Consider the following 12468-nt stretch of genomic DNA (forward strand, 5'->3'; position numbering starts at 1 on the left):
ACCTCCGGGCATCAGCGCCCCTGAGCAAAACGGGCGGCAGCCGCCACGAAATTGGGGGCCCAACAGGGGACTGCCGGGGCAAAAATATGCGTGTACGAAGCCCAGACATTCTGCCGCAACAGCCCGTCCAAAGCGGGCGCACTGGTCAGCTTGGCAGTTTCGCCTTTTTTCTGCCCGTCCGGCTCTGCCTCACGTCCCATGCCTTGCCCTTTGCGCAGGCGCAGGCCGTGCCGGGGCGCAGCGCCCTGCCAGCAGCAGCGCGAATAATGAAATTCGTGCCCCAGAATTTCCAGCCCTTTGGGGAAAAATGGATTTTCCTCCACCACTGTTCCGTGCACGTAGCCGAGGCCCTGTGGTTTGCCGCAAAACTGGGCAACAACGGGGAAGATATTGCTCATGGGCCAAAGCACGCCCTCGCGTTCTATGCCTTGCGCCAGCAACATAAAACCACCGCATTCTGCATAGATGGGCAGGCCAGCCCCAGCCCATGCGGCCAGGGTACGCAGGTGGGGCGAAGCGCTGAGGTCCGCAGCGCAGTCTTCGGGGAAGCCCCCGCCCAGGTAGAGGCCGTCTATTGCTCCAGCCTCGTCATGCGGCGGTTTTTCGCCGCGCAGTACGGGCCAGACACCGGAATGCGGCCCGACGATCTCAAGCCGCACCAGTTCCGCACCAGCACGCTCCAGGGCCTCAAGATTTTCTTCATAATAAAACCACAGGGCGCTGTCGCGCACATAGGCTATGCGCGGACGGCGGACTGGCATGGAGGCCCGTACAGCGGGCAACCTGCCGCCCGAATTTTCAGCCGAAGCGGGGGTGTCCGGTAGCGGCGCTTCCACAGAACTGAAACATTCCGCCGCCGCACCCGCTACCGCTTCTGTCGCTCCATTGGCAGCCCCAAACGGCTCCGCGTGCTCAGGCCAGGGATCGGCAATGGCGGCCGCACGAGCCGCAGCCATCACGGCGTCAAGATTGAGGTGTTCGGCCACAAAGCTGCCAAGCTTGTCGAGCACGGCTCGGGCCTCGGGTGAAAGTTCATCGCCGCAGGAGGCAATGCCCATGTGGCGCTCGGGCAGCGGGTTATCTTTCAGACGCGGCAAGGCCCCAAGCACTGCCACATCCGTATATTCCTCAATAACCTTGCGCAGCAGGGCCTCGTGCCGCGCCGTGCCCACCTGATTGAGCACCACGCCCGCAAACTGCAGCCCCGGCTCAAAGGTTGTCATGCCATGCACCAGTGCCGCTGCCGTGCGCGTCATCTTTGTGCAGTTGATGCTAAGGATGATGGGGCAGCCGAGCATGCGCGCCAGCTCCGCTGTGGAGCATGAGCCAGCCACGTCCATGCCGTCAAAAAGCCCCCGGTTGCCTTCAATCATGCCAAGCACTTCTGTTGCGCCGCTTTGCGCCTGTGTTTTGCGCATGGCGTGCGCAAACAGAGCCTTGAGGCGTTCCGGCTGGAGCATGTAGGGATCAAGATTGGTGGCGGGCCTTCCGGCGGCCATGGTCAGCCACGCGGCGTCAATGTAGTCCGGCCCTTTTTTGAAGGGCTTGACCGTATGCCCCTGCGCGGCAAGCGCGCGCGTGAGCCCCAGAGAGAGCAATGTTTTGCCGCCGCCGCCAGAAAGAGCCGATACGCACAGCCGGGGCATGGATGCCGCCGCTGAACCGCAGGTGGCTTGAGAGAGGTCGGATTGTGGCAAGGAGTGTTGCATGCGGCGACCCTGTGGAGCAGTGCTCTCAATGGTATTGCGCCCAATTAGTTTGCACAAGATATGGCGCAGTTCTTAGCCTCAAAGGCTTGCGGCCCGGCCGGAACGCGAAAATCCACGTTGACCGGGCCGGGCCGCGCACCTGACAGAGTCAGGGACAAAAGCCATTCATCACAGCGCAGTTTCGGGCACTGACTGCGCGCTGCCCTAGTGTTTGAAGGAGCGTTGACCCGTAAACACCATGGCGACCTGCGGCTTGGCCTCGTTGCAGGCCATAATCACTTCGGCATCGCGCATGGAGCCGCCGGGCTGGGCAATGGCCGCAACGCCCTGGGCCACCGCCACGTCCACCCCGTCACGGAAGGGGAAAAACCCGTCCGAAACAAGCGCAGACCCGGCCAACCCGCCGTGGGAGGCTTCGGTGCGGCTTTCAATATCCGCAAGCTTGGCGGCCATAGCCGCATCGGTGGTGGCTTTTTCCTTGAGTTCATAGAGCGACAGGCCGAGTTCGCGGAAGGCAAGCGTGTCTGCATACTTGGTATGCGCCTTGTGGATGGCGAGTTCCACGCAGCCCACGCGATCCTGTTCGCCCGTGCCGATGGCAAGGGTGGCACCATCGCGCACAAAAATGACGGAATTGGACGTAACCCCGGCTTCCACTGCCCAGGCAAAGCGCAGGTCGTCCAGTTCCTGCTTGCTGGGAGCGCGGGCGGCCACAGAAACGCCTTCCTTGGTGGTGGCGGTGGCGGGCAAAAAGTCCTTGGCTTCAAGAATGCGGTTCACAAAGGACTTCTGCACAATGATGCCGCCGTCAGCCAGGCTCTTGATATCCAGAAACGCCGAGCCGGTCAGTTCTTCAAGCCGCCCAAGGCCGGGTAGTTCCATGATGCGCAGATTCTTGCGGCCCTTGAGTATCTCCACGACGCCTTCTTCAAAGGCGGGAGCGGCAACCACTTCAAAATAGTTGGCGGCGACAATTTCCGCAGCTTCACGGGTAAAGGGACGGTTAACAACCACGGCCCCGCCAAAGGCGGCGATGCGGTCGCACCAGAAGGCCTTTTCAAGGGCCGCAGCAATGCCGTCATTGCTCCATGCCGCACCGCTGGGATTGTTGTGCTTCAGAATCACCGCCGCGGGGCGTTCGGTGAGGTACTGCAAAATATTGGCCCCGTTGTCCACGTCCGTGAGGTTGGTCTTGCCGGGGTGCTTGCCTGCCTGAATCATCTGGCTTTCGGTAAGCGCGGAAACAATGCCATTGCCGGGGCCGCGCCAGTTCAGACCGCCACACGTAATGGTGCCTTCCTTAAGAGCGTAGAGGGCTGCGGGCTGGTCGGGATTTTCGCCGTAGCGCAGGCCCTTCTCCTCGTTGTCCAGCGTCCAGGTGCGCTTTTGGTAGACGAGTTTTTCATCGCCCAGAATGATGGTCATGGTGTCAGGGAAAGCGTCCTTGTGGACGGTGCTGTACATGGACTTGAGATCCGACATGCTTGCCTCCAGATGTTCGCCGATCAAGTGAGGCATTCGCATACCATAAAACATGCCGGACAACCAGCCCCGATTCGCTGCTGACGGCGGTTGGGGCGGCCTGGAGGTTGCGGTTCGGCAAAGCCCATCGGCAGGAGGCAGGAGATTCCATCAGGCAAGGAAGGCGCACGGATGGCAAGGGGAGTGTACTTTTATGGTACTCGACCCGCTACAGCCGCCTGACGCCGCCTGACCAGCAGCTTGGCGGCAAACCTGCCCGGATTACAATGACTGGGCCGGAGCACGTTTGTTGTCAGGCAAGGAAGGCACACGGATGGCAAGGGGAGTGTACTCTTATGGTACTCGACCCGCTACAGCCGCCGCCTGACGGCAAACCTGCCCGGCCCTCGCCCGCGTTGACGAAATTTCATGCGCACACTACAGTACATCGTTACATGGGAGGTAATATGGAAAAGCTGCTTGTCAGGCTGGCCCAGCAATTGGACGCCATTGACGAAGCCTCGCTTATGTCGTTGTGGAGCAAGTATGCCACGACGGCCAGCCGCTTTGAACCCACCAAGCGGTGGGAGGAAGCTACGCTCGTATTTTCGCTGATTCAGGCCAAACGCTGGAAAAACCAGCTTTTTAACTATCATTGGGCCAGGCAGGCACAGCCGCTTGGCAAGGTGCCTGAAGGCGCGGTCAATCCCATGCCGGAATTTGAGCTTGAGGGGCCGGAGGCCGCCCCGGCGGCCAGCAAGTGCAGGGTGCTTGAATTTAAGCCCTCCAGATCGAGCGAAAGGGAACAGACTGACCCCAAGCCCGAAAGTTGACGCGCATGCAGGTTGGATGGCTCTGGATGGTCATTTGACTTGCAGTTGCATACGGGATACGTATCATCAAAGGCTTTGCGTCCCGCTTTAGCGGCAGTGGGGCCGTAGGGTAGATTCCCTTCGGTCGATCTGTCGCGTCCGGCGTATGAACGCGCCTTACATCACCCGCCGTTGCGCGGCGGCATTGCAGGCAGGTAACACCATGGCGAATACGGTCATCATCGGCGCTCAGTGGGGCGACGAGGGCAAGGGCAAGATTGTTGATATGCTGAGCGCCCAGAGCCGCGTTATCGTCCGCTTTCAGGGCGGCAACAACGCAGGGCACACCATCAAGGTGCAGGGCGAGGAAACCATTCTTCACCTTATCCCCTCCGGCATACTGCACGAAAACAAAATTTGCCTCATCGGCAACGGCGTTGTGCTCGACCCGCATGTGTTCCTGGAAGAAGTGGATCACCTTGCCGCCAGGGGCATTGACGTTTCGCCCGCGCGTCTTGGCATCAGCAAAAAGACCCATCTGATCATGCCGTATCACAAAAGCCTGGATCAGGCCCGTGAAGCCAAGCGCGCCGGACACAAGATCGGCACCACTGGCCGCGGCATCGGTCCTTGCTACGAAGACAAGGCCGCCCGGGTGGGCCTGCGCGCAGGCGACCTGACCGCCCCTGATCTTGTTCGCGCCAAGGTGGCCCACGCCCTGCAGGAAAAAAACGTTCTGCTGCGCGACCTCTACAAATTTGAACCTCTCGATGCAAATACCGTGAGTGAAGAGCTGCTGGCTCTTGCGCCCCGCCTTGTTCCCTACCTCACCGAGGTGGAAGAACGCATGCAGGAAGTGCAGGCCGAAGGCGGCGATATCCTTTTTGAAGGTGCTCAGGGCATCCACCTTGATATCGACCACGGCACATACCCCTTTGTGACCTCGTCCAATACGGTGGCGGGCAATGCATCGGCTGGCTGCGGCATTGCGCCCTCGGCCCTGAACCGCATTGTGGGCATCGTCAAAGCCTACACCACGCGCGTGGGTTCCGGTCCCTTCCCCACCGAACTGCTGGACGACACCGGCAGCTACCTGCGCACGCAGGGTCATGAATTCGGCGCCACCACGGGCCGTCCCCGCCGTTGCGGCTGGCTGGATGCCGTGGTGCTGCGCGAAAGCGTTCGCCTGAACGGGCTTACGGACATTGCCCTGACCAAGCTTGACGTGTTGCAGAACCTGCCGGTGCTGAAAATCTGCGTTGCCTACGAGTACAAGGGCAAACGCCTGAGCTACCTGCCGCAGGAAGAATGCTCCCTTGGCGGCGTAACGCCCATCTACGAAGAAATGCCCGGCTTTGAAGAAGACATCACCCAGTGCGCCAGCTATGAAGAGCTGCCCGCCACTGTGCGCGCCTATATCGCCCGCATTGAAGAGCTGACGGGCGTCAAGGTTTCGCTGGTTTCGGTGGGCGCTGACCGCCGCCAGACCATCGTGCGCTAGGAGGCGGAGCGGCCTTACAGGTCATGAATACCCTGCTGCCCGCCATAGCTGATGCCGCCTTTGACCGGCTGAAGAGCGTACTCGACAATCTGGGTGCGACTCCGCCGCAGGTATTGCTGCTTGAGGGCGGCAGCGAGGCCCAGCGCCTTGATACGGCACGTTACTGGGCCGCCCGCGTCAACTGCCCGCAGGCGGAAACATCGGGCGCTCCCTGCCTGACCTGCCCCGTGTGCATGCAGATTGCCGCTGGCGAGCATCTGGATCTGGCAGCGTATGACGGTCGCATAAGCAACCGTGAAGATGAAGAAACCCCTGGCCCTGTCCGTGCGTTCAACATGGAACGCGTGCGCGAACTCAAGGTTCGCCTGCGGGATGCTCCGCACGGACAGGGGCGCAGGGTTGTTATACTCATGGGGCTCAGCCTCACCCGCGACGAAGCTTCCAACGCCCTGCTCAAGGCCCTGGAAGAACCCTCGAGCACCACTGTCTTCATTCTGCTTGCCCCACAGCGCGAACAACTCTTGCCTACCCTGGTTTCCCGCTCATTCTGCCTCACTTTGCCGTGGCCTGACAGCCGCGCCGATGATGAAGACATGCGCCCCTGGGAAGGCGCCCTTGCGCAATTTCTTGTTCAGGGGCAAGGTTTTTTTGACCGTGTTGCTGCCAAGGGAGCCATCGACGCGGCAGGCGCAACCCGTTTGCTGCTGTGCTGCCAAAAGGCCATGAGCAGGATACTTTCAGACAGGCAAGACCCGGCGCGCCCGCTGGATGCGGCCTTGGAGGGACTGCGCGGCAAGGCCCGCGCGGTAGCCTGCCAATGGTTTGCCGAAGCCCAGGATGCCCTGAACTACGGAGTTACTCCGGCCAGGATCCTTGAGGCGCTGGCGGCACGACTTTTTGCCTTGCGGCGTATGGCGGATCAATCGTAACAGGCGTTTTGCGTCACTGGGTTTACGCATATGGGCAACAGGCATTTTTTCCTTCTTACGCTCCTGTTCTGCTTTGCCTTATTGTGCCCGCTGCAGATCACTGTCCATCCAGCTTTAGCTGATCAGCAGCGCACCGTGCGTGTGGCGCTCCCCCCCATTTCGCAGTTCAACCGCGTAGAAGATGGGCAGGTTGTGGGGTACATTCCCGACTATCTGACCCAGCTCACCCGCTATACGGGATGGAACATAGTTTACGTTGTTGAAAAAGACTGGGCCGCCTGCCTCGCCGCGCTGGATAAAGGCGAGGTCGACATCTGCACGCCCGCCCGGTATTCGGCTGAACGCGCCCGCCAGTATCTCTACTGCGCATACCCCGGCGGCACTTCCTATACGGCCATTCTGGCCCCCAATGATTCACCGGTTATTTACGATGATCTGGAAAGCCTCGCGCAATTACGCGTGGGGAGCATGGGCAACCCCATCTGGCTTAAGGATTTTGCTGACTTCATCAGGCAGCGCGGCGGCACAATGCCCACCATTGTGGAGTACCCGGGCAGGGAAGAGCTGCGGGAAGCCATGCATTCCGGCCAGGTGGACGCCATTCTGGAAACCGTACTCTCGTTGCGGAATGACGAAAAAATTCTTGCAAAGTGCAAGCTCACGCCTTTTTTCTACATAGGTTCACCCAAAAACCCCAAACTCATGCAGGAACTTGAGCAGGCCATGGTGCAGCTCAAGATGGAGCAGCCCGATCTGGAGTATCGCCTGGGGCGCATGTATCTTCCGCGCATGTTTCAGACGCCGCTTTCACGGGCGGAACTGACTTACATTGCCCAGCAGCCGCCCCTGCGCGTGGGCTATGATCCTGACCGCAAGCCCTATTCGTGGCAGGACCCTGTGACCGGGAACGCACGTGGCATCCTCCCGGACATCCTCCGGGATGCAGCAGCGCGCAGCGGTTTGCAGGTTACTTTTGAGCCCTATACTGTACACCCCGCAAATTTTACAGAGGCCTATACCCAGAACAAGCTGGATATGGCCTTTAGTTCGTTTCCCTCTTCAGCTCTTCAATCCCACAAGAATTTTCGCCTGACCGCGCCGCTGACGCGCAGCAGCCTGTATCTATACGCCAAGCCTGACGTAAAACTGGAACAAGAGACGTTATTTACACTGGCTGTACCGGCAAGCATCTATAATGCGGCAGAGTACGCCTCCCGCACGTTTCCCAATGCGGTAGTCAAACTTTTTTCTGATGAGGAAGCATGCCTGACTGCCACTGGCCGACGCGAAGCCAACGCCATTCTGGGCAATTCCATGGTTCTCAATAACCTTACGAGCTCCCCGCGTTTCAGCGAGTTCAACCCTGTCACCAGCTACAGCGATGTTGAAGAAGCGCGCCTGACCATCAGGCCGGGGCTGCCCGATATGTTGCTGGGCATTTTGAACAACCTTCTGCTGACCATTGATGAAAAGAGCCGAACCCAGATCATTTCCAGCAATATAGCAGCGGCAGCTACTTCTCCGACACTGGCGGATATTGTGTATGAAAACCGCTCGCTGCTGATGGTTGTAGCCGAGCTGATGCTCTTTGTTTCGGCTCTTGTTGCCTACGCCCTGCACCTTCGCCGCAAAACCCTGTCAAACCAGATGGCCAGCGAGCAGCGCCTTGCCCACATAGCCGACAACATCAACGGCGGCGTCATCAGCATATCTACACAGCTTCCCTTGCAGATTCTTGATGCCAACAACGGATTCTGGCAGTTGCTCGGCTACGAAGCCGACAAACCGCAGACTACCGCGTTTATTGATCTGCTGCATGCGGACGATGCAAAAAAGCTGCTGGACATGCTGGCAGACAAAAAAAACGGCCCTGTGACAAACACCACGGAACTGAGGCTGCGCCACAATGACGGCCAATGGCTGCCCCTGTTGTTGCGCGGCACATTTTCCGGCGATGAGAATGCTCACCGCTCCATTGATTGCGTGGTGGTGGACATCACCGAGCAAAAACGCATGCAGGAAGAGCTTGAGCAGGAAAAGGAGCGCTACCGGATTCTGCTTGAGCAGTCGCAGGACATTTTTTTCGATGTGGATACAGAAAAACGCCAGTTCCGCTGTTCGCCCAACTTTTTGCTGAAGTTCGGCAGGGAGGCCACGCCCCTCTTTAACGAAACCGGCCGCCCGAGCAACAGGCATATCATCCATCCTGAAGACCTGCCCGCCCTCAACGAACTGCGGCGGCGCATCCGCAGCGGCAACCCGACTGCTTTTGCAGTCATGCGCATCCCCACAGCCGAGGGGCGCTACATCTGGTGCCGAGTGCAGGCCACACGCATCAGCAAGCAAGACGCACCCTTACGCCTTGTAGGAAAAATTGTTGATATTGATGAAGAAGTGAGACGCCGTGCCGAGCTTGAGCGCCGCACCCAGCGCGACAGTTTGACTGATCTGCTGAACAAGACCGCCTTCCGCGATAAAATCTGCGCAGCCATGCCTGCAAAACCGCAGCAGGATAGAACTGATGCGCTCCTGTTCCTTGACCTGGATAATTTCAAGCTGATCAACGACACCTTTGGGCATGTCAGAGGCGATGCCGCTCTGCTCGAAGCCAGCGATGCCCTCAAACGCATCTTTCGCAACGCTGATGCAGTGGGCCGTTTCGGCGGCGATGAATTCTGCGTTTTTGTCAGGGACATCACGCGCGCGGCGCTCAAAGAACGGGCCGAGGCCCTGCTTTCAGAACTTCACAAATTTATTGAGCATGATGGACAGAGTGTAGAGATCACCACCAGCATAGGCATCTATCTCTTTGACGGCACCGAGGCGTCTTACGATGTGGCCTTGCACCGCGCGGACAATGCGCAGTATCTGGCAAAACAGGCTGGCAAGAACTGCTACCGCTTTTATGATGAAACCCCTGAAGCCTGGACAGACGAAACGGATACGGCCAAACAAATCAGCGAAGGCACGGCGACATAATCCCTGCAATGGACTTTTGGGGTGCATCTATTTTTCCACTATAAATAAAAAGGCTTCCCGCCACGTGGGAAGCCTTTTTATTTGCGCCACAAATTTTGGCGCGCGCGGGGTTGGAAGGAAGCTTGTTCGATTGGGCATTCACTCCCGGCTCTGGTTCGAGCCGTCAGGTCAGCCGATAAAATTTACCATTCTCAACGCTCGTCAACATTTTGCTGCAGCGCCAAGCATTGGACTTTTGTTACTTCCACAGACTGCTGTACTTGGCGGCTATACCGTCAGTACGCTCCACCAGTTTGTCCACCAGACCGTCCACATCTTCCACGCTCGCCGTGCCAAGATCCCGGGCCAGCAGGTAGCCAAGGTAACCACGGCCCTGCTTGAACACCCAGCATACCGAATACACAGAACCCACAGCGGGGCGACCGGTAAATTCAGGCTGCGTGCTCACCATGACGTAGAGCTTGGGGATGTCTTTTTCTTCATCATCATTGAGGGTGAACAGGCTGCTCTGGTTGAAGCGCTCCTTGAGCTTGGTGCCGAGGCGCGCGCCAATGCTGTCTGTTCCTTCCAGCGACACACTGACCGTGGTCACGCGGTCAACGGTCTTTTCGGGCTTGTCCTGCACGGGTTTGCCTGCCTGTGGGGTAGCCGCAAAGGCCGCGCCTGTGAGCGCCAGAATGCATATCAGGGTAAAAACGCCAAAAAATTTTTTCATGCCTATCCCTCAATTTCAGAATATACCCGCTGTCAGCGAATGCCGGGGCAAGGCCACCAGAACGCCCGCAGGAAACTGATTTATTCTTGACCTTGATTCATTCTATATAATCTTTAGAAAAAGGTGAAGCGGGTATTTTTTCATGCGCAAACTGGCAAAAATGTATATAGTCCGCGCCCTGACCCGATTTGCCTTGCCTGCCGCCATTTTGCCGCACTCAAGCCCATCGGGATAATGACACCGATCAAAGGATTTTTTTATGAAGCACATTCTTTTACTGCTGGCTTTCGGCGCCGGTTGCTGCCTCCCGGTGCAGGCGGGTATAAATACCTTGTTGCGGCGCTTTCTGGGCGAACCCATGCAGGCCGCGCTTGTTTCATTTGCTGTGGGTACGGTGGCACTGTGGGTGTACAGTCTGGCGGCACGGCACACATGGCCTTCCATTTCTCAGCTTTCCGCTGTTCCGTGGTGGATGTGGACAGGCGGTGTGCTTGGCGCAATTTTTGTGAGTTGCACCATCTTTCTTGCGCCCCGGCTGGGCGCTGCCACCATGACTGCCGTCATGCTGTCGGGCCAGTTGGTGGCCTCTGTGCTGCTTGACCATTATGCCCTTGTGGGCTTTCCCGAACACCCTGTTTCACCACTGCGCCTTGCGGGCATTGCCCTGCTTTTTGCGGGCGCGTGGCTTGTGCGGGTGTTTTAACACAAGCAGAACCCAGCACAGGGCCTTCACTGCGCGCGCCATCTTGAGCTGTGCCGCACTAAGGGCTACAGTATCCGCAAATTGCCGCATCACAAGGAACATGCCATGCAAAGAACCCTTATCATAGACGCCCTCGCAGCAACTGAAGCGCAAGCCTCCATCACCATTTGCGGCTGGATCCGCACCCGCCGCGATGCCAAGGAATTTTCTTTTGTGGAGGTCAACGACGGCTCCTGCCTCGGCAACCTGCAGTGCATTGTTGACGCGGGCACCCCCGCCCATGAGCAACTGGATCAGGCCGCCACGGGCGCAGCCATCAGCATTACGGGTGAGCTTGTGGCCTCGCCCGGCAAGGGGCAGCTGTGGGAAATCAGGGCGCAGAGCGTCACTGTTTTCGGTCTGGCTGATCCCGAAACTTTCCCTTTGCAGAAAAAACGCCATTCTGATGAATTTTTGCGCACAATTGCGCACCTGCGTTCCCGCACCAACAAATATGGCGCGGCCTTCCGCATCCGTTCCGAAGCGGGCCAGGCTGTGCATCAGTTTTTCCAGAGCCGCCGTTTTTCATGGGTGCATACCCCGGTGCTCACCGGGGCGGACTGCGAGGGCGCGGGCGAAATGTTCCGCGTCACCAGCCTTGAACCCGGCGACAAGGATGTGGCCGCCGATTTTTTTGGCCGCCAGTGCAATCTGACTGTTTCCGGTCAGCTTGAGGCCGAGGCCCTCGCCATGGGTCTTGGGCGCGTGTACACATTCGGCCCCACCTTCCGCGCCGAAAATTCCAATACGCCGCGCCACGCCGCCGAGTTCTGGATGATCGAGCCGGAAATGGCCTTTGCCGACCTGCAAGACCTCATGGAACTGGGCGAAAGCCTTACCCGTCATGTGATCGAACACGCCCTCGCCCACTGCGAATCCGACCTCAAACTCTTTGACAGCTTTGTGGACAAGGGTCTCATTGAACGCCTCAAGGGCATGGTGGCTGCGCCCTTTGCCCGCGTTTCGTACACGGAAGCCGTGGAAATTTTGCAAAAATGCGGCAAGGAATTTGCCTTCCCTGTTTCATTCGGCACGGACCTTCAAACCGAGCACGAACGCTATCTGGCTGAAGAGCATTTTAAAAAGCCTGTGGCTGTGTATGATTACCCCAAGGAAATCAAAGCATTCTACATGCGCCAGAACGACGACGGCAAAACCGTTGCCGCTATGGACATGCTGGTGCCGCGCATCGGCGAACTCATCGGCGGCTCGCAGCGCGAGGAGCGCCTTGACCGTCTGACCGACCGCATCAAGGAGCTCGGCCAGAATCCGGAAGATTACTGGTGGTACATGGATCTGCGCCGTTTCGGCACAGCGCCCCATGCCGGTTTCGGCCTTGGCTTCGAGCGTTTGCTCATGCTGCTGACCGGTATCACCAACATCCGCGACGTCATTGCCTTCCCCCGTACACCGGGCAATCTGGAATTCTAGAGCGATTCCGGCAGCCTCCCTTTTGGCCAGCCTGGTGCGAAAGCAGCGGGCTGGCTTTTTTCAATCCGCCAGTACCGCCAACCGCAAAAAGCGCAAAAAAGCCCGAGGCAGCGCCGTAGCGGGGCCGTCATGCCCTTCACATTTGCCTTTTTGCCGGGTATAGTACGCGCTCACCTTTTTGGAGGCATC

9 protein-coding genes are annotated in these 12468 nt (G+C 58.6%); 6 read left to right on the top strand and 3 right to left on the bottom strand.

The features are described 5' to 3' along the window. Positions 1-11: 11 nt before the first annotated feature. Both ACUZ9P_RS03770 and ACUZ9P_RS03775 read right to left on the bottom strand, forming a co-directional pair. Positions 12-1709: a cobyrinate a,c-diamide synthase gene (locus ACUZ9P_RS03770; protein WP_449248688.1), complete on the bottom strand. Its 1698-nt coding sequence runs from the start codon at positions 1707-1709 to the stop codon at positions 12-14. A 204-nt stretch (positions 1710-1913) separates the two neighbouring features. Next, on the bottom strand, positions 1914-3191 hold the full coding sequence (locus tag ACUZ9P_RS03775; protein WP_298996250.1) for an IMP cyclohydrolase: 1278 nt from the start codon (positions 3189-3191) through the stop codon (positions 1914-1916). Positions 3192-3637: 446 nt separating this feature from the next. Between ACUZ9P_RS03775 and ACUZ9P_RS03780 the strand changes: the two genes are divergently transcribed. From ACUZ9P_RS03780 to ACUZ9P_RS03795, 4 genes are all read left to right on the top strand, one after another. Further along, positions 3638-4003: a hypothetical protein gene (locus ACUZ9P_RS03780; RefSeq protein WP_449248689.1), complete on the top strand. Its 366-nt coding sequence runs from the start codon at positions 3638-3640 to the stop codon at positions 4001-4003. Between the two features lie 202 nt (positions 4004-4205). Next, positions 4206-5483: an adenylosuccinate synthase gene (locus tag ACUZ9P_RS03785; RefSeq protein ID WP_449250232.1), complete on the top strand. Its 1278-nt coding sequence runs from the start codon at positions 4206-4208 to the stop codon at positions 5481-5483. A gap of 23 nt (positions 5484-5506) precedes the next feature. After that, positions 5507-6412: a DNA polymerase III subunit delta' gene (locus ACUZ9P_RS03790; protein WP_449248690.1), complete on the top strand. Its 906-nt coding sequence runs from the start codon at positions 5507-5509 to the stop codon at positions 6410-6412. 135 nt (positions 6413-6547) lie between these two features. Further along, complete coding sequence (locus ACUZ9P_RS03795; RefSeq protein ID WP_449248691.1) at positions 6548-9391, top strand: transporter substrate-binding domain-containing diguanylate cyclase; 2844 nt, start codon at positions 6548-6550, stop codon at positions 9389-9391. Between the two features lie 238 nt (positions 9392-9629). On the opposite strand, the gene ACUZ9P_RS03800 is transcribed toward ACUZ9P_RS03795, so the two are convergent. Next, positions 9630-10106 carry a hypothetical protein gene (locus ACUZ9P_RS03800; RefSeq protein WP_449248692.1) on the bottom strand — a complete coding sequence of 159 codons (477 nt, stop codon included), beginning with the start codon at positions 10104-10106 and terminating at the stop codon, positions 9630-9632. Positions 10107-10365: 259 nt separating this feature from the next. Here ACUZ9P_RS03800 and ACUZ9P_RS03805 point away from each other — a divergent pair, with 259 nt between their 5' ends. Then, the gene (locus ACUZ9P_RS03805; RefSeq protein WP_298996260.1) at positions 10366-10809 is read left to right on the top strand and encodes a DMT family transporter; all 444 of its coding nucleotides are present in this window, start codon (positions 10366-10368) and stop codon (positions 10807-10809) included. Positions 10810-10914: 105 nt separating this feature from the next. Then, positions 10915-12279, top strand: a complete 1365-nt coding sequence (gene asnS, locus ACUZ9P_RS03810) for an asparagine--tRNA ligase (protein ID WP_449248693.1) — start codon at positions 10915-10917, stop codon at positions 12277-12279. Positions 12280-12468: the final 189 nt, after the last annotated feature.

The sequence above is a fragment of the Desulfovibrio intestinivivus genome (assembly GCF_053570665.1).

Bases quoted from the DNA above. Each gene is read 5' to 3' on its own strand.
- ACUZ9P_RS03805 (WP_298996260.1), top strand. From the start codon at position 10,366: ATGAAGCACATTCTTTTACTGCTGGCTTTCGGCGCCGGTTGCTGCCTC.
- ACUZ9P_RS03770 (WP_449248688.1), bottom strand. From the start codon at position 1,709: ATGCAACACTCCTTGCCACAATCCGACCTCTCTCAAGCCACCTGCGGT.
- ACUZ9P_RS03775 (WP_298996250.1), bottom strand. From the start codon at position 3,191: ATGTCGGATCTCAAGTCCATGTACAGCACCGTCCACAAGGACGCTTTC.
- asnS (WP_449248693.1), top strand. From the start codon at position 10,915: ATGCAAAGAACCCTTATCATAGACGCCCTCGCAGCAACTGAAGCGCAA.
- ACUZ9P_RS03785 (WP_449250232.1), top strand. From the start codon at position 4,206: ATGGCGAATACGGTCATCATCGGCGCTCAGTGGGGCGACGAGGGCAAG.
- ACUZ9P_RS03780 (WP_449248689.1), top strand. From the start codon at position 3,638: ATGGAAAAGCTGCTTGTCAGGCTGGCCCAGCAATTGGACGCCATTGAC.
- ACUZ9P_RS03790 (WP_449248690.1), top strand. From the start codon at position 5,507: ATGAATACCCTGCTGCCCGCCATAGCTGATGCCGCCTTTGACCGGCTG.
- ACUZ9P_RS03800 (WP_449248692.1), bottom strand. From the start codon at position 10,106: ATGAAAAAATTTTTTGGCGTTTTTACCCTGATATGCATTCTGGCGCTC.